Source organism: Bosea sp. 124, from assembly GCF_003046175.1.
Classification (GTDB): domain Bacteria; phylum Pseudomonadota; class Alphaproteobacteria; order Rhizobiales; family Beijerinckiaceae; genus Allobosea.
Genome location: NZ_PZZM01000001.1, coordinates 4688531 through 4708510, shown reverse-complemented (window position 1 = coordinate 4708510; position 19980 = coordinate 4688531). Strand labels below are relative to the sequence as shown.

Annotated in this window: 20 protein-coding genes; 9 read left to right on the top strand and 11 right to left on the bottom strand. The window is 68.4% G+C overall.

Features of this window, described 5'->3' with window-relative positions:
- Positions 1-21: 21 nt before the first annotated feature.
- Both C8D03_RS22295 and C8D03_RS22290 read right to left on the bottom strand, forming a co-directional pair.
- Positions 22-1038, bottom strand: coding sequence for an AMP-binding protein (locus C8D03_RS22295; RefSeq protein WP_108049793.1), 1017 nt, complete (start codon positions 1036-1038; stop codon positions 22-24).
- 11 nt (positions 1039-1049) lie between these two features.
- Positions 1050-2918, bottom strand: a complete 1869-nt coding sequence (locus C8D03_RS22290) for an extracellular solute-binding protein (protein WP_248308576.1) — start codon at positions 2916-2918, stop codon at positions 1050-1052.
- Between the two features lie 239 nt (positions 2919-3157).
- Here C8D03_RS22290 and C8D03_RS22285 point away from each other — a divergent pair, with 239 nt between their 5' ends.
- Complete coding sequence (locus C8D03_RS22285) at positions 3158-3949, top strand: invasion associated locus B family protein (RefSeq protein ID WP_108049791.1); 792 nt, start codon at positions 3158-3160, stop codon at positions 3947-3949.
- Positions 3950-4044: 95 nt separating this feature from the next.
- On the opposite strand, the gene hspQ is transcribed toward C8D03_RS22285, so the two are convergent.
- Positions 4045-4374, bottom strand: a complete 330-nt coding sequence (hspQ, locus tag C8D03_RS22280; RefSeq protein ID WP_108049789.1) for a heat shock protein HspQ — start codon at positions 4372-4374, stop codon at positions 4045-4047.
- 122 nt (positions 4375-4496) lie between these two features.
- On the bottom strand, positions 4497-5546 hold the full coding sequence (locus C8D03_RS22275; RefSeq protein ID WP_108049787.1) for an HpcH/HpaI aldolase/citrate lyase family protein: 1050 nt from the start codon (positions 5544-5546) through the stop codon (positions 4497-4499).
- Positions 5547-5827: 281 nt separating this feature from the next.
- Between C8D03_RS22275 and C8D03_RS22270 the strand changes: the two genes are divergently transcribed.
- Positions 5828-6799, top strand: coding sequence for an AEC family transporter (locus tag C8D03_RS22270; RefSeq protein WP_108049785.1), 972 nt, complete (start codon positions 5828-5830; stop codon positions 6797-6799).
- A 34-nt stretch (positions 6800-6833) separates the two neighbouring features.
- On the top strand, positions 6834-7949 hold the full coding sequence (locus C8D03_RS22265; protein ID WP_108049783.1) for a CaiB/BaiF CoA transferase family protein: 1116 nt from the start codon (positions 6834-6836) through the stop codon (positions 7947-7949).
- Positions 7950-7996: 47 nt separating this feature from the next.
- Here the strand turns inward: C8D03_RS22265 and C8D03_RS22260 are convergent, their stop codons facing one another.
- On the bottom strand, positions 7997-9202 hold the full coding sequence (locus tag C8D03_RS22260; RefSeq protein WP_108049781.1) for a UbiH/UbiF family hydroxylase: 1206 nt from the start codon (positions 9200-9202) through the stop codon (positions 7997-7999).
- Between the two features lie 176 nt (positions 9203-9378).
- On the opposite strand from C8D03_RS22260, the gene C8D03_RS22255 reads away from it, so the two are divergent.
- From C8D03_RS22255 to C8D03_RS22245, 3 genes are all read left to right on the top strand, one after another.
- Positions 9379-10353 carry a quinone oxidoreductase family protein gene (locus C8D03_RS22255; protein WP_108049779.1) on the top strand — a complete coding sequence of 325 codons (975 nt, stop codon included), beginning with the start codon at positions 9379-9381 and terminating at the stop codon, positions 10351-10353.
- Positions 10354-10468: 115 nt separating this feature from the next.
- Positions 10469-11527, top strand: coding sequence for a hypothetical protein (locus C8D03_RS22250; RefSeq protein WP_108049777.1), 1059 nt, complete (start codon positions 10469-10471; stop codon positions 11525-11527).
- A 90-nt stretch (positions 11528-11617) separates the two neighbouring features.
- Positions 11618-11953 carry a hypothetical protein gene (locus tag C8D03_RS22245; protein ID WP_108049775.1) on the top strand — a complete coding sequence of 112 codons (336 nt, stop codon included), beginning with the start codon at positions 11618-11620 and terminating at the stop codon, positions 11951-11953.
- 38 nt (positions 11954-11991) lie between these two features.
- Here C8D03_RS22245 and rimO read toward each other — a convergent pair whose 3' ends face one another.
- The 5 genes from rimO to mazG all read right to left on the bottom strand — a co-directional run bounded on the left by rimO (position 11992) and on the right by mazG (position 17247).
- Positions 11992-13311 (bottom strand): 30S ribosomal protein S12 methylthiotransferase RimO, encoded by a 1320-nt coding sequence (rimO, locus tag C8D03_RS22240; RefSeq protein ID WP_108049774.1) that lies wholly within the window; start codon positions 13309-13311, stop codon positions 11992-11994.
- A 114-nt stretch (positions 13312-13425) separates the two neighbouring features.
- A complete protein-coding gene (locus C8D03_RS22235; protein ID WP_108049772.1) occupies positions 13426-14292 on the bottom strand; it encodes a sulfurtransferase in 867 nt (288 codons plus the stop codon).
- On the bottom strand, positions 14289-14726 hold the full coding sequence (locus C8D03_RS22230) for an OsmC family protein (RefSeq protein WP_108049770.1): 438 nt from the start codon (positions 14724-14726) through the stop codon (positions 14289-14291). The genes C8D03_RS22235 and C8D03_RS22230 overlap by 4 nt, the downstream gene beginning before the upstream one ends.
- 84 nt (positions 14727-14810) lie before the next feature.
- Positions 14811-16271, bottom strand: coding sequence for a siroheme synthase CysG (gene cysG / locus C8D03_RS22225; RefSeq protein ID WP_108049768.1), 1461 nt, complete (start codon positions 16269-16271; stop codon positions 14811-14813).
- 139 nt (positions 16272-16410) lie between these two features.
- Positions 16411-17247, bottom strand: a complete 837-nt coding sequence (gene mazG, locus C8D03_RS22220) for a nucleoside triphosphate pyrophosphohydrolase (protein WP_108049766.1) — start codon at positions 17245-17247, stop codon at positions 16411-16413.
- Positions 17248-17285: 38 nt separating this feature from the next.
- Here mazG and arfB point away from each other — a divergent pair, with 38 nt between their 5' ends.
- Together arfB and C8D03_RS22210 are read left to right on the top strand one after the other, a co-directional pair.
- The gene (gene arfB / locus C8D03_RS22215; protein ID WP_108049764.1) at positions 17286-17705 is read left to right on the top strand and encodes an alternative ribosome rescue aminoacyl-tRNA hydrolase ArfB; all 420 of its coding nucleotides are present in this window, start codon (positions 17286-17288) and stop codon (positions 17703-17705) included.
- Positions 17705-18271, top strand: a complete 567-nt coding sequence (locus C8D03_RS22210) for a regulatory protein RecX (protein WP_108049762.1) — start codon at positions 17705-17707, stop codon at positions 18269-18271. Before arfB ends, C8D03_RS22210 begins: the two co-directional genes overlap by 1 nt.
- A 42-nt stretch (positions 18272-18313) precedes the next feature.
- Here the strand turns inward: C8D03_RS22210 and C8D03_RS22205 are convergent, their stop codons facing one another.
- On the bottom strand, positions 18314-19291 hold the full coding sequence (locus C8D03_RS22205) for a Bug family tripartite tricarboxylate transporter substrate binding protein (protein ID WP_108049760.1): 978 nt from the start codon (positions 19289-19291) through the stop codon (positions 18314-18316).
- Between the two features lie 191 nt (positions 19292-19482).
- Between C8D03_RS22205 and C8D03_RS22200 the strand changes: the two genes are divergently transcribed.
- Positions 19483-19974: a class I SAM-dependent methyltransferase gene (locus tag C8D03_RS22200; RefSeq protein WP_108049758.1), complete on the top strand. Its 492-nt coding sequence runs from the start codon at positions 19483-19485 to the stop codon at positions 19972-19974.
- The last annotated feature ends 6 nt before the right edge of the window (positions 19975-19980 follow it).

Sequence of the window (19980 nt, the reverse complement as noted above, 5' to 3'; positions counted from 1 at the left end):
CGTCCTTGCTGCCGATGTCGATCAGCGCCGGCTGACCGAAATCTCGGCCGCGCTCGCCACATCGACATCCACGATCGCGATATCGGGCCGATCGATCGCCGGCACGGTGCGGTTCCCGGCCGGGCGATGCACGAAGACCAGGCTCGCCAGCGCCGGATGGCCCGCCAGTCGCGAATGCGCCAGCGCGGGCTCCATCGCCCCGGGCAGCACGAGATGCACGTTGCGACCGCCCTCGATACAGGCCTGCAGATCGCCGAGGTTGAACAGGCCGAGCGGCAAAAGCTCGACGCCGGTCAGCAACGCCATGGCGGGTCCGCTCGCCAGCGCCGCGAGATCGCCGCCGACGAGCGTCGTCACGATCCGCGACGAGGCCATCGGCTTGAGCAGGCGCGAAATCTCCAGCGCTTTGCCGAGCACGTCGCGCTCGGAAACCGAAAGAGGCCCGGCGAGCGTCGTCGCATCGACAACCTGAAACGCCACCCGCTCCGCAGTTTCGGGCAGGGGATGCAGCGTCGCGCTTGCCATCAGCAGGTCGAGCGGCGCGATGCCGTCCGGTACCATCTCGCCGAAGCCGCCGACGAAACGCGTCCCGAAGGCCCTGACCGCCAGCTCCCGCAGCATCAGCAGCGGCCGCAGCGTGCCGACGCGTCCGACACCGATCGCCATCACCGCGTCGGATGCCTCGATCAGGCGCAGCAGCTCCCGTTCGTTGCCGTGCAGCGGCAGCAGCATCGGCGAGAGACCGGCCCGGAGCGAGGCCAGGATCGAGACGATCGCCTCAGGCCCCAGCGGCGCCAGGATCGCGACGCGGGCACCGGGCTGCGCCCGGTTCATCGCCAGCAGCCTGGCGAGCTGGTCGACCTTGACCTCGAGCTGCCCGAAGCCGAGGGAGCCCGGAACGCTGTCGCTCCAGCCCTGCCGCCCCGGCGGGTCGCGCAGCGCTGCGTCATAGCCGCGCCCTGCCGCCAGCGCCCGCAGCAGCGTGTCGAAATGCAGGCCGTCGAGCAGGAGGGCGGCTTCGTCCTGTTCGGCCCGCATCGAAAGCTCTTTCAGTTCGCAGGCGCCGGCGCGGCCGGAAGGCGCGCCAGAACTTCGTTGGAGAGGAAATAGGTGGGCTTGCGCGCCGGCAGAACGATGTCGCGCCCATGCGCCAGCCAGGTGTCCGGCAGGTAGTAGAGCGGCACGACATAGAAGCCCGAGAGCAGCAGCCGGTCGAGCGTGCGCGCCGCGGCGACGAAATCCTCGCGCTCGCGAGCAGCCAGAAGCGCCTGCAGGGTGGCATCGACGGCAGGCGAGGCGACGCCGGCATAGTTCAGCGCGCCCTTGCGGCCGGCATTGGCGGAGCCCCAGCGCCCGATCTGCTCGTTGCCCGGAGAAGCGGAAGCCGGCCAGGTCCACTGGATCATATCGAAATCGAAGGCTGAAAGCCGGCGCCAATACTGCACGTCGTCGATCAGCCTGACCGAAACCGCGATGCCGAGCCGGCCGAGCGACTGGGCATAGTTCAGGGCCAGCCGCTCCTGCGGCCGGTTCGTCACGGTGATCTCGAAGGCGAGCGGATCGCCACCTTTCATGCTGCGCAGCACGCCATCGACCATGCCGAAGCCGGCCTGGTTGAGCAGATCGAGCGCGCGCCGGGCCTGCTCGCGGTCGCGGCCCGAGCCGTCCGTCGCCGAGGGCGTCCAGGTTCCCGCCAGGATGTCCGGCCGCACCGCGCCCGGAAAGGCCGCGAGCAGCGCTTTTTCGCGGGCGCCCGCCGGTACGCCCAGCGCCGACAGCTCCGAATTGGAGAAGAAGCTCCCCGCCCGGCGATAGACGCCATGGAACAGATTGCGGTTGACCCATTCGAAATCGAACAGGATGCCGAGTGCCTCGCGCACCCGCACATCCGCGAAGAACGGTCGACGCGTGTTGAAGACGAGCCCGGTCATGCCCTTGGGCGCGTCGAAATGCAGCGTCTCGCGCAGGATGCGCCCGTCGCGCACCGCCGGCACGTCGTAGCCGGTCATCCAGCGCGTCGGGTCTGGCTCGACGCGAACATCGTAGAGCCCCGCCTTGAACGCCTCGAACAGGGCATTGGCGTCCCGGTAGAAATCGTAGCGGATCTCGTCGGCATTGAAGAGCCCGCGCGTCAGCGGGTGGTCCTCGGCCCAGAAATCCTTGCGCCGCTTCAGAGTCAGCGTGGCGCCGGGCGCGACCTCGCTGACGACATAGGGGCCCGACCCCAGCGCGGCCTTGAAGCTGGTCTCGCCGAAGGTCTCGGCGTTGGTGGCGTGCTGGGCGAAGATCGGCATCGCGCCGATCACCAGCGGCAATTCGCGATTGGAGCCGTCGCCCAGCTCGAATTCGACCCGGCGCGGGGAGGGCGCCTCGGCCTTCGTCACGCGGGCCAGGCTGGAGCGGTGGAACGGCTTGCCCTTGGTCTTCAGCATCTCGAAGGTGAACAGCACGTCCTGCGCCGTCACCGGCCGGCCGTCCGAGAAGGTCGCACGCGCGTCGATCTCGAAGGCGAGCTTCGTCCGCGCCTCATTGAGTTCGACCCGCGAGGCCAGCAGCCCATAGGCGGTGAAGGGCTCGTCGGCCGAGCGCAGCAACAGGCTCTGCTGGACATAGCGCGGCACGGCATCGGGCGCGACGCCGAGCACGACCAGCGGATTCAGGCTGTCAAAGGTGCCCTGCTGCCCGAAGATGATGCGCCCGCCTTTCGGGGCGTTTGGGTCGGCATAGGGCAGATGCGTGAAGCCGCGCGGCAACGCCGGCTCGCCATGCATCGCGATGGCGTGGTCGACGACCGGCAGGGTCGGCTTCGTCGATTCGGCATGCGACAGCCCGCCCATCGCGAGGATGAACGCCAGCATGGCGAAGATCGTTCCGGCCGCGGCGCGTGAGACAGCCCTGGCCACCTGAAGCACATCCATCGTTCAACCTGATTCCCGCGGCGAGAATAACATGGCGGCGCCGCTGTCGCGCAGCTATTCGGGCTGGAATCCCGTAACGGAACTCGCTAAAGCCGAACCAAGGTGTCATGCAAACGCCTCATTCGCCCCTGATGTGCACGGCTTGCGATGGCCGGCGCGGATATGCGATGGGGCTGTCGGTGGTGACGCGCGCGGCTTGCGAAGTCGTGATCCCGAATTCGCCTGATAAGGAAAGATCAATGTCCGCTTCGTTTCGCCTGTCCTCGCGTGCCTTGGGCATCGCCCTCAGCACGGCGATCGGCCTCGCCCCTCTGGCCTCTTTCGCGCAGCAGCGTCCCGCGACGACGCCGCGCGCGGCGCAGCCTGCGCCTGCCCAGCAGCCCGCCCAGGCCCCGGCCGGTCAGGCCGGCACCGGCCCGACCGTGGTTCAGGTGAAGCCCGAGCCGTCCCAGACCACCTGGACCAAGGTCTGCGGCAAGGACCAGACCGCCAACAAGGAAATCTGCTACACCACGCGCGATTTCGTGTCCGATCAGGGCCAGCCGGTGCTGGCGGTCGCGATCTATGACGTCAAGGGCGACGCCAACAAGATCGTGCGCTTCCTGATGCCGCTCGGTCTGCTGCTCCAGCCCGGCATCCGCTTCGGCGTCGATACGGCGCAGCCGACCCCCGGCCGCTTCGCGATCTGCTTCCCGAATGGCTGCTTCGCCGAAGCGCAGGTCAAGGACGACTTCATCAACGCGATGAAGAAGGGTACGACGCTGAGCGTCAGCGTCCAGAACCAGGGCGCCCGCGAGGTCTCCTTCGCCATTCCGCTGAGCGATTTCGCCAAGGGCTTCGACGGCGCCGCCATCGATCCGAAGGTGCTCGAGGAGCAGCAGAAGCAGCTTCAGGACGAACTCGCCAAGCGCCAGGAAGAACTGCGCCAGCGGCTCGGCGCCGGTGGCGCCAATGCGGCCCCGGGCGCTCCGGCCCTCCCGGGCGTTGCACCGGCTCCGGGTGCAGCCCCCGCTGTGCCGCCCAAGCCCTGATCCCCGGCGCATCCGCCGCAAAAAATCAGGCCGCCCGGAAGGGCGGCCTTTTTGTTGGGTCGATCGCTGACGAAGGAGAGACCGCTGCGGCAGGCTCAGTTCAGGCCGGCACGGTCGATCGTGTAGCGGCCCTTGCGGTCGCGCCTGAAGAACTCCTTGGCTTGCGGATGGCGCACCGGGCGGCCGGACTCGTCGATCACCAGGTTCTGCTCCGAGACATAGGCGACGTATTCCGTCTCGTCGTTCTCGGCGAAGAGGTGATAAAAGGGCTGGTCCTTCGACGGCCGCAGATGCTCGGGGATGGCGAGCCACCACTCCTCCGTGTTGGAGAACACCGGATCGACGTCGAAGATCACGCCCCGGAACGGGTAGACCCGGTGTTTGACCACCTGTCCAATCCTGAACTTGGCGGAACGTGCTTCCATGAGAGATAGATCCGTATCGTAGGCGATAGGGCGACAGATCGCGGGCGAGGGTGAAGTCCCGCGCTTGCGTGAGAATTGCGTCGCAAATACGTCAAAATCAACAGGTCAGGCCGCAGCGGCGATCACATCCCGTAGCGCTCGGCCAGCGCCGGGTCGCGGCCGGCGACCTGCCGCGCCAGATCGACGATCACTTTCGCCTGCTTCCAGGTGGCGTCGTCCTGCATCTTGCCGTCGATCATCACGGCGCCAGAGCCGTCCGGCATCGCCTCGATGATGCGCTTTGCGAAGGCGACCTCGGCCGGGTCCGGGCTGAAGACCCGCTTGGCGATGCCGATCTGCGACGGATGCAGCGTCCAGGCCCCGGCGCAGCCGAGCAGGAAGGCGTTGCGGAACTGCGCCTCGCAGGCATCGGCGTCCGAGAAATCCCCGAAAGGCCCGTAGAACGGCTTGATGCCGGCAGCCGCACAGGCATCGACCATCTTGGCCAGCGTGTAGTGCCAGAGATCCTGCTGGGCGACCGCGCGCGCCGCACCATCGGGGGAGGGGTCCGCGATCACCTTGTAGTCGGGGTGCCCGCCGCCGACGCGCGTCGTCTTCATCGCCCGCGACGCGGCGAGATCGGCCGGACCCAGGCTCATGCCGTGCATGCGCGGCGAGGCGGTCGCGATCGTCTCGACATTCTTGACGCCCTCGGCGGTCTCGAGGATGGCATGGATCAGGATCGGCTTGGGAAGCTGGTGCCTGGCCTCGAACTGCGCCAGCAACTGGTCGACATAGTGGATGTCCCAGGGGCCCTCGACCTTCGGCACCATCACGACATCGAGCTTGCCGCCGATCTCGGCCATGATCGCGGTGATGTCGTCGAGGAACCAGGGCGAGTTCAGCGCATTCACCCGCGCCCAAAGGCCGGTCTGTCCGAAATCGACCGCCTTGCCCATGGCGATGAAGCCGTCGCGTGCCGCCTGCTTGGCCTCGACCGGGATAGCATCCTCCAGATTGCCGAGCACGATATCGACCTGGGGCGCGAGCTCGCCGACCTTGGCGCGCACCTTCTCCAGATGCGGCGGCACGAAATGGATCATTCTTTCAAGCCTGAGCGGGAGCTCCCGAAACGGCTCCGGCGCGCCGATCGCGAGCGGGCGGAAGAACTGGCGCGGCGTCTTCGTCGTCATGGGGGTGCTCCATGCTGCATTGCGGCGAATGTGGCGGAGCGGGCCGGCGCCGTCCATCGTCCATTGGATCACGAGCAGCGGAAACGCTTCTGGGCAGGGCAGAAAACCTAGGAACGAATTCCAGCCATAAATTCCTAGGCATTTTCTCCCGATCCCCGCTCTCCGCCTGCGGGCACGGCGCCGATACGGCTTGCGTGACTGCGCCTACCGGCTAAACAGCGGCCATCTCGCTTTCCGATCCGGCTTCCGTGATCGGCGCAACCGCTCGGACCTCCGCCCGCATGGCCGACCTCGCGAACATCGCCAATCTCGTGGCGCCCTTCTTCGGGCTGATCCTGCTCGGTTTCATCATCGGCCGGCGCAAGCGCCTGCCCGAATCCGGGCTGATCTGGCTGCAGTTCTTCCTGATCTATGTCGCGCTGCCGCCGCTGTTCTACCGGCTGATTGCCGACAAGCCGGTGACCGAGCTGGCCAATGGCCGCTTCATCCTCGCGACCACGCTCTCGACCTTCCTGGCCTTCGCCCTGTCGCTGGCGGTAGGCTTGAGGGCGACGCGCAAGGACCTGCCGCAGGCGGTGATGCAGGGCGTCGCCGGCTCCTATTCGAACATCGGCTATATGGGCCCGCCGCTGCTGCTGGCGGCGCTTGGCCCGGCGGCCAGTGCGCCGCTGGTGCTGGTCTTCGTCTTCGACAGCCTGCTGCTGTTTTCCCTGATCCCCTTCCTGATGGCGCTGGCCGGCGTCGAGAAGAAGAGCCCGCTCGACACCGCCCGCCGGGTCGTCTGGCAGGTCGCCACCCATCCCTTCAACATCGCCACGCTTCTGGGCGTGCTCGCCGCCGCGACGCATTTCGAACTGCCGACGGCGCTCGACAAGATGACGCTGTGGCTGTCGCAGGCGGCGGCGCCCTGCGCACTCTTCCTGCTCGGCGTCACCGTCGCGCTGCGGCCGATGAAACGGCTCCCCGCCGAAGTGCCGGTCCTAGTCGCAATCAAGCTGCTGCTGCATCCGCTGCTGGTCTGGGTGCTGCTCTCGGCGATCGGCAACTTTCCCGACATCTGGATCTTCACGGCGGTGATCATGGCGGCCCTGCCGCCGGCACTGAACATCTTCGTGATCTCGACCCAGTACAAGGTCGGCATCGAGCGCGCCTCGGCCTGCATTCTTGTCGGCACCATCGTCTCGATGGTCACGCTGACGGGCTTCCTGTGGCTGGTGAAGACGGGCAGGATGGCGGCCGATCTCTTCCCCTGACCCGCCGGCCAAGCCGGCCCGTGCCGGAGCGCCGATGCTGCCGCTGGACGACCTCACGGTCCTCGATTTCTCGACCCTGCTGCCGGGCCCGCTCGCCAGCCTGTTTCTCGCCGAGGCCGGCGCCCACGTCATCCGGATCGAGCGGCCGGGGGGCGAGGATTTGCGCCGCTTCCCGCCGCGCTTCGGCGAGACCTCGGCGCCCTATGCCGTGCTCAACCGCGGCAAGGCCAGCGTCGAGATCGACCTGAAGGCCGGCGACGCGCTTGCGCGCCTGACGTCCCTGATTGCCGGGGCCGACATCCTGATCGAGCAGTTCCGGCCGGGCGTGATGGAGCGGCTCGGCTTCGGCTTCGAGGCGCTCACCCGGATCAACCCGCGCCTGATCTATTGCTCGATCAGCGGCTACGGCCAGTCCGGCCCGCGCGCGGGAGAGGCCGGGCACGACATCAACTACCAGGCCATCGGCGGGCTGCTCGGCCAGTCGCTGAAGCGTGGTGAGCCGCCGCCGCTGCCGCCGCCGCTGGTCGCCGACATCGCCGGCGGCACCATGCCGGCCCTGCTCAACATCCTGCTGGCGCTGCGCCAGCGCGAGCGCAGCGGCAAGGGCTGCCATCTCGACATCGCCATGAGCGACGCGATGCCGACCTTCGCCTGGTACGGTCTGGCGCAGGGCCAGACCTCCGGGCGCTACCCGGAAGGCGGCGAGGGGCTGTTGACGGGGGCGAGCCCGCGCTACGGCCTCTACGCCACGGCCGATGGCTGGTTCCTCGCCGTCGGCGCACTCGAACCGAAGTTCTGGCAGATCTTCTGCGACACGATCGGGCTGGAACCCGAGCTGCGCGACGACCGGACCGACCCGCAGGCGACCCGCACCGCCATCGCGGCGATTCTCGCCGGCCAGTCGGCCGCCCATTGGCGCGACCAGCTCGAACCGCGCGACTGCTGCTGCACGGTGGTCCGAACGCTGGACGAGGCGCTGGCCGATCCGCACCAGACGGCGCGCGGCCTGTTCGACGCGCAGGCCGAGGAGCCCGGCGGCCGCCGCCTCGTCTCGACTCCGCTGCCGCTGGCTCCCGTCTTTCGCGACAAGATGGCCGCCCTGCGCAAGGTCGCGGCGAGCGGCGAGGACACGGAGGATGTGCTCGGATAAGGCTCGGCCGCCCGGAAGGCCTGGCGGATTCGGGTTGGAACTTGCCCTTAGCGCCGCATCCCGCCGGCCAGCCCCTGCCGCATCGCAAGGCGCCGCAGCGGCCCGATCCGCGACAGCGCCAGCAGCCCCGCGCCACGCAGCAGATCGGCCGGCAGCAGGTCCGTGAGCAGCGTCCGGTTCAGCGCGTCGACCGCGCCTGTCCGCAGGCGGACATCCGCCGTCCGAGCCCGGTCATAGGCGGCGATGACGGAGGCATCGCCCGGATCGGCCGCATCCGCCACCGCCTCGCGCAGCGCCAGCACGTCGCGCAAGCCGAGATTGAGGCCCTGCGCGCCGATCGGCGGGAAAACATGGGCCGCCTCGCCGATCAGCACCATGCGGCCCGCGCCGAAGCGCTCGACCGAGAGCCCCGCCATCGGCACCCGCCCGCGCGGCCCGTCGAGCCGCATCGCGCCGAGCAGTGAATGCGCCTGGGTCTCGACGCGGCGCGCGAAGGCAGCATCGTCCAGCGCCGCGACCGCGTCGGCCTCCTGCGGATCGAGTAGCCAGACCAGCGAGGAGCGCCGGCCGGGCAGGGGCACGAGCGTGAAGGGCCCCTTGCGGGTGTGAAACTCGGTCGAGGCCTCGCGGTGGTCTCGCCTATGGGCGAAGATCGCGGTCAGCGCGCTCTGCGGATAGTGCCAGTCGCGCGCCGCAATGCCCGCGGCCGCCCGCACCCGCGAGCGCCGTCCATCGGCCCCGACGACGAGGCTGGCCCGCAAGGGAAGAAATCCCTCGCCGGCCAGCGTCACGCCGGATGCATCCTCGGCGATCTCCGAGACCAGCCCGGGCACCAGCCGGATCGCGGCATTCTCCCGCACTTTCGCAGCGAGCGCCTCGACGAGTTCGGCATTCTCGACATTCCAGCCGAAGGCATCGAGCCCGACCTCCGAGGCGCGGAACTCGACCGGCGGCTGGCGGAACAGGCTGCCGGTGTCGTCGACGAGCCGCATCACATTCAGCGGCGCGGAGCGGTCGGCGAGGATGTCGGTCAGGCCGAACTCGGCCAGCAGCCGCCAGGAGCCGTCGAGCAGCGCGATCGTGCGCCCGTCCCGGGGCGCCTGCATCGGTCCGAGAACCGCGACGCTGCGCCCGCTCTCGGCCAGCGCCAGCGCGGCGGCAAGACCGACGGCGCCGGCTCCGACGATGGCGATGTCGACCCGGGCGATATCGACTTGGGCGCTATCGCCCTGAAAATCCTGCGGCGTGCTCATCCGTCTTGGCTAGCCCAAGAACCGGACCTTGACCACAGGCCGGCGCGTCGCAGGGAACCGCGCGGCTCCGGGACGTTCCTGTCGCACAGATGTGATGCCCTGGCCGCGTGGCCGCGCCGTTGCGCGGGAAGCCCAAGGCCTTATGGTCCTGCCACGAAATCCGAGGAGATGAAGTCATGGTCAAGGCGATCCGCATCCACAAGACCGGCGGGCCCGAGGTGCTGCAGCTCGAGGACATCACGCTGCCCCAACCCGGCCCCGGCGAATTGCGGGTGCGCAACCGGGCCATCGGCCTGAACTTCATCGACACCTATTTCCGCAGCGGGCTCTATGCGGCTCCGCAGCTTCCCTTCGTGCCGGGCAATGAGGGCGCGGGCGAGGTTCTCGCCGTCGGCCCCGACGTCACCGAGTTCAAGCCGGGCGACCGCGTGGCCTATGTCGCGACGCTGGGTTCCTATGCCGAGGAACGGATCGTCGCGGTCAACTCGACCGTGGCGCTGCCGGAGGCGGTCTCCTTCGAGGCCGCCGCCAGCATGATGCTCAAGGGCATGACGGCGGAATACCTGCTGCACCGGACCTACAAGGTGAAGCCGGGCGACACCATCCTGGTCCATGCCGCCGCCGGCGGCACCGGGCTGATCCTGTGCCAATGGGGCAAGGCACTCGGCGCGACCGTGATCGGCACGGTCGGGTCCAAGGAAAAGGGCGATCTCGCCAAGGCTCATGGCGCCGACCACGTCATCCTTTACCGCGATGAGGATTTCGTCGCACGCGTCAAGGAGATCACCGGCGGCAAGCTTTGCGATGTGGTCTATGACGGCGTCGGCAAGGACACCTTCCTGCCCTCGCTCGACTGCCTTCGCCCGTTCGGCGTGCTCGCCAGCTTCGGCAACGCATCGGGCGCGGTCGAGCCGTTCAATCTCGGCCTGCTCGGCCCCAAGGGCTCGCTCTATGTGACCCGCCCGACGCTCTTCACCCATATCGCCAAACGCGAAACCATGGTCGAGATGGCGAAGAATCTGTTCGGAGCGGTCTCCTCGGGCAAGGTCGTCGTGCCGGTCAACGCCCGCTTCGCGCTGGCGGACGCCGCCAACGCCCATCGCGCTCTCGAAGGACGCGGCACCACCGGCTCGACGGTGCTGATCCCCTGATGCGGGATCGGGCGCTGGTCGCAGCCTGCTGCGGCAATCTTGCCCAAATCGGCTGCTAGAGGCAGCTCCCATCCGGCAAGGCCCGGGCGGGAGCGGTCTGGAGCGTCGCGTCGGAATGAAGAAGGTTTCGCTGGCGCTCGGGCTCGGGCTCGCTCTGGCCGCGGCAGGCGCGCTCGTGCTGCCGCCGGGCTGGCTGCACTGGCACATGTTCGCCGTGGCGGGCGATCCCGTCGCGTTGACCGATCTGCGACTCGCCGGCGCCCTGTCGAGCGCCCGCATCGGGGCCGAGATCGAGAGCGCCATCGCCGCCCGCGATTCCGGGCTTGCCGACAGCCTCGTTGCGCTGGCATCCGAACACGGCATCAAGGTCTCGCCGGAGCAGCAGCGACGCCTGCTGGCGCTGAAAGACGGCGCGATCATACAGGCCGTCGCCGATTTCGGGCACGGCTTCGTGGCCGGGGACCGCGAGAGTGGAGCCGCCTTAGCCGGCGCGCTCGTCGGCGACGTCACCGGCTATGGCGATCTGCGCGATCTCGCGCTCGAAGGCCGCAAATGGCTGGGCGGGGAGGGTACCGACACGACCGTGCTCGCCATCGCCGCGGCCGGGCTCGCGATCAGCGCCGCGACCTGGGTCAGCTTCGGCGGCGCTCTCCCGGCACGCAACGGCCTGAGCGCCGTCAAGGCGGCGAGCAAGGCGAGGCTGCTGTCGCCGGCCCTGACCGCACAACTCACCCGCACGGCCGCCGGTGCGATCGACCGACCGGCCCTGAAGGCGAGCCTCACCGCGGCGTCGCGCTTCGACGTTGCCGCCGCGCGCGTCGCGGCCGGCGGCATCGTCAGGCCGGCCGCGATGGCACGCTTCGCCGCGCTCGGTCAGGACACGGGAGCCGTGTACGTCCGCACCGGCCAGCGCGGCCTGCGCCAGGTCCTGAGCCTTGCCGACGATGCCGGCGACATCGGCAAGGCGGCGAAACTCGGCGCGGCGAAGGGCACGACCACGCGCGCGATCCTGAAGGTCCTCGGCCGAGGCGCCCTCGTCCTCGGCGCACTGAGCCTGAGCGCCGTAAGCTGGATGCTCGCGCTGATCGGCTATGCGATCGCGCTCGCCATGGCGGCGCAGCGCATCGGCTGGTGGCTCGGTCGCAGGCTGTTTCCAAGGCGCATGCCGGCCTGACGGAAATCGTCGCGCCGGAATGAACCGGGCAGGGCGCCGCCACGACGAATGGCTGTCAGCATTCGCTGATGCTCATTCGGACCGACCGTCATGTCTCGCCATCTTCGCATCGCCGGCCTGTTTCTCGCCTCGCTCACCATCGTGACGGTCGCACTGGCCCAGCAGAGCGGAAGCCAGGGCCGCGGCGACATGGCCCCGCGGGCCACGGCCATTGCCGCGATGGATGAGGGCAAACCCCGGCTGTCGCGTGCGAACGAACCCCGGCGCGCCCGCACCGATTGCCCGGCGGAGACCTGCGACACGCCGCCGAAGCCCGCCCGGTCCGCTCAGGCCGAGGGCTCGGTGCAGGGGGGATGCGGCAATGACGGCACCAGCGCGCGTGACCGCAACGGCAAGGTCATCCGCCGGATCTGCCAGGTGTTCTGAAGCGGCTCCGTCGCGGCGCAGCCTGCGACGGGTGGCGGTCAGACCGCGACGCCGTGCAGATCGTAGGCGTCAGCGCGCTCGATCTTGACGTTGACGATGTCACCAGGGCGCAGCGGGCGCCGGCTCGCGACATAGACATTGCCGTCGATCTCGGGCGCATCCCATTTCGAACGGCCCTTGGCGACCGTCGGCCCGGCCTCGTCGATGATGACCTGGATGCGCTTGCCGACGCGGTTCCTGACGATGCGCGTGCTGATCTCGGCCTGCGCCTTCATGAAGCGGTGCCAGCGCGCTTCCTTGACGTCCTCGGGCACCAGCGGCAGGCCGAGATCATTGGCCGGCGCACCCTTCACCGGCTCGTATTTGAAGCAGCCGACGCGCTCGAGCTTCGCATCCTTGAGCCATTCGATCAGGAAATCGACATCCTCCTCGGTCTCGCCGGGGAAGCCGACGATGAAGGTCGAGCGGATGGCGAGATCGGGACAGATCTCGCGCCATTTGCGCAGGCGGTCGAGCGTCCGGTCCTGATGAGCCGGGCGCTTCATCGCCTTGAGAACATTGGGAGAGGCGTGCTGGAAGGGGATATCGAGATAGGGCAGGATCAGCCCCTCCTGCATCAACGGAATGACCTCGTCGACATGGGGGTAGGGGTAGACATAGTGCATCCGCACCCAGACGCCCATCTGGCCGAGTTCGCGGGCAAGCTCGAAGAAGCGGGTGCGCACCTCGCGATCCTGCCAGACCGAGGGCTGGTACTTGATGTCGAGGCCATAGGCGCTGGTGTCCTGCGAGATGACCAGCAGTTCCTTGACGCCGGCTTTCACCAGCTTCTCCGCCTCGCGCAGGACCTCGCCGATCGGTCGCGAGACGAGATCGCCGCGCAGCTTCGGGATGATGCAGAAGCTGCAGCGGTTGTTGCAACCCTCTGAAATCTTGAGATAGGCGTAGTGGCGCGGCGTCAGCTTGATACCATGGTCCGGCACCAGATCGACGAAAGGGTCGTGGCGCGGCGGCACGGCGGCGTGGACGGCCGAAACGACGCTCTCATAGGCCTGCGGCCCGGTGATCGCGAGCACATTCGGGAAGACGTCGCGAATCTGCTCGGGCTCGGCGCCCATGCAGCCTGTGACGATGACCTTGCCGTTCTCGGCCATGGCCGCGCCGATCGCCTCGAGCGATTCCGCCTTGGCGCTGTCGAGAAAGCCGCAGGTGTTGACGATGACGAGATCGGACCCCGCATGGCTCTTGGAGAGCTCATAGCCCTCCGAGCGCAGCGAGGTGATGATGCGCTCGGAATCGACGAGCGCTTTCGGGCACCCGAGCGAAACAAAGGAAATCTTCGGCGCGACGGCGTTCATCGGCAGGCTGCTCGACAGTTCTGAAAGGGGGCGGCACGGCTTGGGCTCGCGCGCGCTTCCTTTGAACCGTTTCAGCCTGTTTGGCAAATCCCGACACGGCGAAAGCTCTGGGCGTCAGGCGCCGCCTGTCGCCACCGGCCGTTCCGGGTCCTGCGTCCAGTCGGTCATCGAGCCGTCATAGAGCGCGACCTCGTCGCGGCCGAGCAGTTCCGACATCACGAACCAGTTCAGCGCAGCGGTATGGCCGGTGTTGCAATAGGAGATGGCCGGCCCCTGCGGCACGTCGCCGAACAGCGCCGTCAGCGCGCTCTGCGGCTTCAGCCCGCCCGTCGCCGGGTCGAAAGCCTCGGCATAGTCGCGCGAGACGGCCCCGGGGATATGTCCGGCGCGCATCGCCTCGGCCGCCTTCTCGCGGCCCTCGAAATAGCTGGCCGAGCGTCCATCGACCAAGGTGGCGAGCTTGCTGCGGGAAGCGATCAGCGTCGCATCGCTGGTGCTGCGCAGCCGTTGCTGCATCACGACCGGATAGGGCGCGGCAGGCGAGGGGGAGGAAGGACCGCTCTCGACCGGGCGCGAACCATCCGCCGCCCACGCCTTGAAGCCGCCGTCGAGGATCGCCTGCTGGCCGTGACCGATCAGCTTCAGCGTCCAGTAGATCCGCGCGGCAGCCGCGAAATCGGTGGCGCTGACGCCTGCGGGCACGATCACCACGTCGTCATGCGGCTTGATGCCGAGCCGTCCCGACAGTGCCGCGAGATGGTCGAGCGGCGGCAGCATGCCGGGAGCGTTGCCGACCTTGGCGCGCCAGCCATCGGCGACATAGTCGGAATGCACAGCGCCCGGCACATGGCCGACCTCGAAGGCCGCCTTGCCGCCGCCATCGACGGAGGAGCGGATGTCGAGCACGACGAGGGTGCTGTCGCCGAGCCGCGCCTGGAGCGCTTCGGAGCTGATCAGTCCGGAAAATGCGGTCTCGCTCATTCGGCTGCTGCCTTCTGCAATTCGTCGACGATGTCGATCGCATAGGTGAACGCGGCGGTGGCGCCGAGCATGATCGAAGCGGAACAGTATTTTTCCTTCGACAATGTGACGGCCCGTTCGACCTTCGCCGGCGAGAGGCCCGGCCCGCTGATGCTGTAGCCGAGATGAATTTTCGTGAAGACCTTCGGGTCCTCGGTGGCGCGCTCCGCCTCCACCTCGACCTCGCAGCCCGTCACCGGCTCGCGCCCCTTCTTCAGGATCTGCACGACGTCGAAGCCGGTGCAGCCGGCGAGCCCGATCAGCAGCATCTCCATCGGCCGGATGCCGATATTGCGCCCGCCATAGTCAGGCCCGCCGTCCATCACCACGGCATGGCCGCTGCCGGCCTCGCCCATGAAGGCCATGCCCTCGACCCATCTTGCACGCGCTTTCATGGCTGATCTCCTGCCTGCGATTCACCCATGCCATAGTCGCTTGAGCGGAATGAGGCGAGCCCGGGCGGCGTCATGAGCGGATCCTCAGGCGCGGCGGCGGTCCACGACGGAGGACGTTCCGGCCAGCACCTCGCCGAGAGCACGACCGACCATCACCAGCACCGGCCCACCCTTGGGAAGCTCTTTCAGCCGCTCCGGCAGCGTCGCGATGGTGGCGGCAATGCGCGCCTCGTCGGGCAGCGTCGCCGATTGCATGGCGATGGCCGGCGTCGCCGGATCGAGCCCGGCTTCAATGGCCCGGTCGCGAAAACCCGACAAAGTGGCTCGCGCCATGTAGATCACCGTCGTCACATGCGGATCGGCCATCGCCCGCCAGTCGAGATCCTCGGGCAGGTCGCCGCTTCTGGCATGGCCGGTGACGAATTGCAGCCGGCGGGCATGGTCGCGATGGGTGAGAGACAGGCCGAGCGAGGCGGCAGCACCCTGCGCCGCCGAGATCCCCGGCACGATTGTCACGGGGATACCGGCCGCCCGGCAGGCCGCGATCTCCTCGCCGGCGCGCCCGAAAATACCCGGATCGCCGCCTTTGAGCCGCACCACATGCTTGCCCTGGCCCGCCAGCGAAACGATCAGCGCATTGATGTCGCTCTGCTTCACCGAGGGGCCATAACCCGTCTTGCCGACCATCATGCGCCGGGCCTCGCGACGGGCGAGTTCCAGCACGCCGGGCGAGACGAGGTCGTCATAGAGGATGATGTCGGCGCTCTGCAGCGCCCGGATCGCCTTCAAGGTCAGCAGATCGGGATCACCAGGGCCGGCTCCCACGAGGCTGACGCGGCCGATGCCGTCCTGGCTGCCTTCGATCATGTCGAGCGCTGCGAACAGGGCCGCCCTGTCGCTCTCGTCCGGCGCCCGCTCGGAATCGGTCATCGCCCTGCCGGCGAAGAGCTCCCAGAAGGCGCGGCGCAGCGCGAACGGCAGCGCGCGCGCCTGCACCGCCGGCCGCCAGTCCTTCGCCGCCTGCGCCCAGGCCTTGAGCCCGGCCGGCAGCAAGGTCTCGATCCTCGCGCGGATCGCCTGCCCGAAGACAGGCGCCGCTCCATCGGTCGAGATCGCGACGATCAGCGGCGAGCGATTGACGAGCGTCCCGAACGAGAAATCGCAGAAATCCGGCTTGTCGACGACGTTGACCGGCACGCTGGCATGCCGCGCGGCCGCGACGAAGGCGCGGATGTCGGATTCGTCCTCGATGTCGCCGATGGCCAATGCCGCGCCCTGCAGATCGTCGGCCTGCCAGCCGCGGGCATGGACGGTGATTCGCCCATCGGATGGGGCGGCGGCAAGAGCCTTGAACGGGCTGGCGTCCTGACCGGCGAAGATGTGCAGATCGGCGCCGGTCGCAGCCAGCAGTTCGGCTTTCCAGAGCGCCCCCTCGCTGTCGCCGGCCAGCACGACCCTTCGTCCCTCCAGCTTGTGGAAGAGCGGCAAGGTTGCGAGGCGCTCGATGCGGCGGTCGCGGGCGGGCTCGGGGCGTCTCTGGGTCATCGTCTTCGTATCTGTCGTATCACGTCCGCCATGTCACGCCCGGCGTCTTGCGCTATCCGGAGCCAACCACGAGCGCCGAAATGCGCCCGGCACTGGCCCCGCTCGATCGAAGCAAGGTTCGAACCAGCGCTGCGGACTTTCAGGAGCCCGCCTTCTCGGAGCGCTTCACGGCCTGCCACAGCTCTTCAAGCTCGGCGAGGCTCGCATCGACGGCAGCCTTGCCTTGCGTCTCCAAAATGGTCTCTATTCCTTTGAATCGGCGCTCGAATTTGGCGTTGGCTGCCTGCAGACAGCCTTCCGGATCGGCATCGACATGGCGGGCAAGATTGGCGACCACGAAGAGCAGGTCGCCGATCTCCTCGGCAATCGCCGCTTTGTCGCCCGAGGCCAGCGCCTCGTCGATCTCGGCGGTTTCCTCGCGGATCTTGTCGAGCACGAGCCGGGCATCGTTCCAGTCGAAACCGACGGTGGAGGCGCGGGCCTGCAGCTTCCAGGCGCGGGTGAGGGCGGGCAATCCATACGTCACGCCGGCCAGCACGCCCTTCTCCTCGACCTGCTGCGGCAGGCCGGCCGCATGGCGGGCCGAGGCCTTGTCCGCCTTTTCCTGCGCCTTGATCTGGTGCCAGAGCGCCTTGACCTGCGCCGGCGTCAGGTCGCGCGCCTCGCCGAAGACATGCGGGTGGCGCCGGATCAGCTTGGCGGTGATCGCCTCGACTACGTCGGGAAAGGCGAAGGCGCCTTCCTCCTGCGCCATCCGGGCATGGAAGACGACCTGGAGCAAAAGGTCGCCGAGTTCGTCCTTGAGATCGAGCCGGTCGCCGCGCGCGATCGCATCGGCCACCTCATAGGCCTCCTCGATCGTGTAGGGCGCAATCGAGGCGAAATCCTGCTCCAGATCCCACGGGCAGCCCGTGCCGGGCGTTCGCAGCGCCGCCATGATCTCGATCAGCCGGGCGATGTCGCTGGAAGGCTGCAAGGCTGAAAATCTCCGGAAAATGATCTACGGTTCCTCCCATGATTCAAGTCACGCCGTCCATCGCCATCGACGAGAGCGAGATCGAGGAGAGCTTCGTGCGTGCCTCCGGTCCGGGCGGCCAGAACGTCAACAAGGTCTCGAGCGCGGTGCAGTTGCGCTTTGACGCTCGACGCTCGTCCTCGCTGCCCAACGACGTCGCGATCCGGCTGATGAAGCTCGCCGGCAGCCGGCTGACGCAGGACGGCGTCATCGTCATTGTCGCGCAGGCCCAGCGCAGCCAGAAGCGCAACCGCGAGGAAGCGCTGGAGCGCCTGCTGGAGATGATCCGCGAAGCGGCGGTGCGTCCGCAGACCCGCCGTCCGACCAAGCCGACCAAGGCCTCGAAAGAGCGCCGGCTGGTCTCCAAGGACAAGCGCTCCTCGATCAAGGCGGGCCGTGCCAAGCCGGGCTCCGATTGATGGACGCGCCCGCAGGGCGGCCAGGCACCAGCCGGCCAGAGCGCCGCGCACCACGCCGCATCACCGCCGACTACCTCCAGCGCGCGGCGATGTACTATCTCGAACGCTATGCCGCGCCGGCAGCGCAGTTGCGCCGCGTCCTGGCGCGCAAGGTCGTGCTGAGCTGCCGGCATCACGGTCAGGAGCCCGCCGCGTTCAACGCGATGCTGGACGAGGTCGTCGCCCGCTGCGTCGCCTCCGGGCTCGTCGACGACCAGCGCTTTGCCGAGGCCAGGGCCGCGACGTTGCAACGCCGCGGCCGGTCCTCGCGCGCCATCGCAGCCAGCCTCTCCGCCAAGGGCGTCCCGCGAGATCTCGCTGCCCAGGCGAGCAGCGGCAGCGCGGAAGAGGAGTTGGCGGCAGCTCGCAAAACGGCGCAGCGCAAGCGGCTCGGGCCCTGGAGTCGCGGCGACCGGGCCACCGCCCGGCAGAAGGATCTCGCGGCGATGGCGCGCGCGGGCTTCGCAATGACGATCGCCCGCGCCGTGATCGACGGTGCGGGCGATGAGGATGTGACGGAGCTGTGAGGGCGGACGGTGCGAACCGCCCTCGTCTCATTCCAGCTTGTCTCACTCCAGCTTGACCTGCGCGTCCTTCACGACGGTGGCCCAGCGCGCGACCTCGGCGGTGATGAACTTGCCGAAATCGTCGCCCGCGAGCGTCGGGATCGGCGAGCCGTTCTTCTTCCAGGCCTCGGAGATTACGGGCGATTGCAGCGCCTTGGCGACTTCGGCGCGCATCCGCGTGACGATCTCCGGCGGCGTGCCCTTGGGCGCCCAGAGCGCATACCAGGTCGCGACCTCATAACCTTCGAGTCCGGCTTCCTTGGCGGTCGGCACGTCGGGGATAGCCTCCGAGCGCGTCGGCGCAGCAACGGCGAGCCCACGCAGGCGCCCGCTCTGGATCTGTGGGGCCGAGGAGCCGAGGCCGTCGAACAGGATATCGACCTGGCCCGCGACGATGTCTTGCAGGGCAGGTCCGGCGCCGCGATAGGGCACATGCGTCAAGTTCGTCTTGGTCTGCAGCTTGAACAATTCGCCGGCGAGATGATGCGTCGTGCCGTTGCCGGCCGAGGCATAGTTCAGCTTGTCGGGATTGGCCTTGGCGAAGGCGATCAGTTCGGCGACCGTCTTCGCCTCCACCTTCGGATGAACGACGATGACCTGCGGCGGCTGCGCGATCACCGCGATCGGGATGAAGTCGGTCTGGATGTTGTAGTCGAGCTTCGGATAGAGCGCTGGCGCAATGGCGTGATGCGCCGCACCGACGAAAAAGCCGTAGCCATCCGGCTGCATCTTGGCGGCGGCCGAGGCGCCGACCGTGCCGCCGGCCCCGCCGCGATTTTCGATGATGATGCGCTGGCCGAGCTGCTGGTCGAGCTGCGCGGCGAGCGGGCGGGCGAAGGCATCGGTGCCGCCGCCGGCCGGGAAGGGCACGATGAAGGTGATCGGCCTCTGCGGCCAGGCCTGGGCCTGGGCTGCGCTGGCGGCAACGATACAGAGCCCGGCTGCCGCAGCGAGCGCGGCAAGGGAACGTGACGTGGTCATGGAAACGGATACCTCCCTGAGAGTGTCGAAGGCGGCTCTTGGCGGCCGCTGGTCACCCGCCGAAGCGGAAAGACGGTCATCACGCCGGATTAGGGCATTGACCGATCGACCTGACAACCCTGTCGTTTGGAGGGGGTATCGGGCCCACGGCCGGCGCTGCTATGCCAGTCGAGGCCGGGAGATCAGACCGCATGAGCCGACTCGACAGCTTCATCCGCCGCCTCGAGGCCCAGCGCCGGATGCTGGACTGGGCCGCAGCCGAGAGCGCCGGGCGCCCCGGCCTCGTGCTCGAACTCGGCCTCGGCAATGGCCGGACCTATGATCATCTGCGCGAGATCCTGCCGGGGCGCGACATCCACGTCTTCGAGCGTGACGTCAGCCCCAATCCGCATTCGATGCCCCCCGCCGGCAGGCTGGTGATCGGCGACATGGCGGAGACGTTGCCCGCCTTCGCCCTACGCCACGGCCGCGGCGCGGCGCTGATCCATGTCGATGTGACGACCGGAGTGCCCGAGCGCGACCGCGTGCTGTTCGCCTGGTTGCCCGAGCATGTCGCAGGCCTCGCCGCGCCCGACGCGCTGGTGCTCAGCGGATGGGACCTCGACCACCCGGCGCTCACGCCCGTGGCGCTGCCGGAGGGCGTGCCCGCTGGCCGCTATTATGCCTATCGCCGTGTCGGTTGAGCGGGC

Bases quoted from the DNA above. Each gene is read 5' to 3' on its own strand.
- C8D03_RS22200 (WP_108049758.1), top strand. From the start codon at position 19,483: ATGAGCCGACTCGACAGCTTCATCCGCCGCCTCGAGGCCCAGCGCCGG.
- arfB (WP_108049764.1), top strand. From the start codon at position 17,286: ATGATTCAAGTCACGCCGTCCATCGCCATCGACGAGAGCGAGATCGAG.
- C8D03_RS22245 (WP_108049775.1), top strand. From the start codon at position 11,618: ATGTCTCGCCATCTTCGCATCGCCGGCCTGTTTCTCGCCTCGCTCACC.
- C8D03_RS22260 (WP_108049781.1), bottom strand. From the start codon at position 9,202: ATGAGCACGCCGCAGGATTTTCAGGGCGATAGCGCCCAAGTCGATATC.
- C8D03_RS22275 (WP_108049787.1), bottom strand. From the start codon at position 5,546: ATGACGACGAAGACGCCGCGCCAGTTCTTCCGCCCGCTCGCGATCGGC.
- rimO (WP_108049774.1), bottom strand. From the start codon at position 13,311: ATGAACGCCGTCGCGCCGAAGATTTCCTTTGTTTCGCTCGGGTGCCCG.
- C8D03_RS22250 (WP_108049777.1), top strand. From the start codon at position 10,469: ATGAAGAAGGTTTCGCTGGCGCTCGGGCTCGGGCTCGCTCTGGCCGCG.
- C8D03_RS22205 (WP_108049760.1), bottom strand. From the start codon at position 19,291: ATGACCACGTCACGTTCCCTTGCCGCGCTCGCTGCGGCAGCCGGGCTC.
- C8D03_RS22255 (WP_108049779.1), top strand. From the start codon at position 9,379: ATGGTCAAGGCGATCCGCATCCACAAGACCGGCGGGCCCGAGGTGCTG.
- C8D03_RS22210 (WP_108049762.1), top strand. From the start codon at position 17,705: ATGGACGCGCCCGCAGGGCGGCCAGGCACCAGCCGGCCAGAGCGCCGC.
- hspQ (WP_108049789.1), bottom strand. From the start codon at position 4,374: ATGGAAGCACGTTCCGCCAAGTTCAGGATTGGACAGGTGGTCAAACAC.
- C8D03_RS22270 (WP_108049785.1), top strand. From the start codon at position 5,828: ATGGCCGACCTCGCGAACATCGCCAATCTCGTGGCGCCCTTCTTCGGG.
- C8D03_RS22285 (WP_108049791.1), top strand. From the start codon at position 3,158: ATGTCCGCTTCGTTTCGCCTGTCCTCGCGTGCCTTGGGCATCGCCCTC.
- C8D03_RS22235 (WP_108049772.1), bottom strand. From the start codon at position 14,292: ATGAGCGAGACCGCATTTTCCGGACTGATCAGCTCCGAAGCGCTCCAG.
- C8D03_RS22265 (WP_108049783.1), top strand. From the start codon at position 6,834: ATGCTGCCGCTGGACGACCTCACGGTCCTCGATTTCTCGACCCTGCTG.
- C8D03_RS22295 (WP_108049793.1), bottom strand. From the start codon at position 1,038: ATGCGGGCCGAACAGGACGAAGCCGCCCTCCTGCTCGACGGCCTGCAT.
- C8D03_RS22230 (WP_108049770.1), bottom strand. From the start codon at position 14,726: ATGAAAGCGCGTGCAAGATGGGTCGAGGGCATGGCCTTCATGGGCGAG.
- cysG (WP_108049768.1), bottom strand. From the start codon at position 16,271: ATGACCCAGAGACGCCCCGAGCCCGCCCGCGACCGCCGCATCGAGCGC.
- C8D03_RS22290 (WP_248308576.1), bottom strand. From the start codon at position 2,918: ATGGATGTGCTTCAGGTGGCCAGGGCTGTCTCACGCGCCGCGGCCGGA.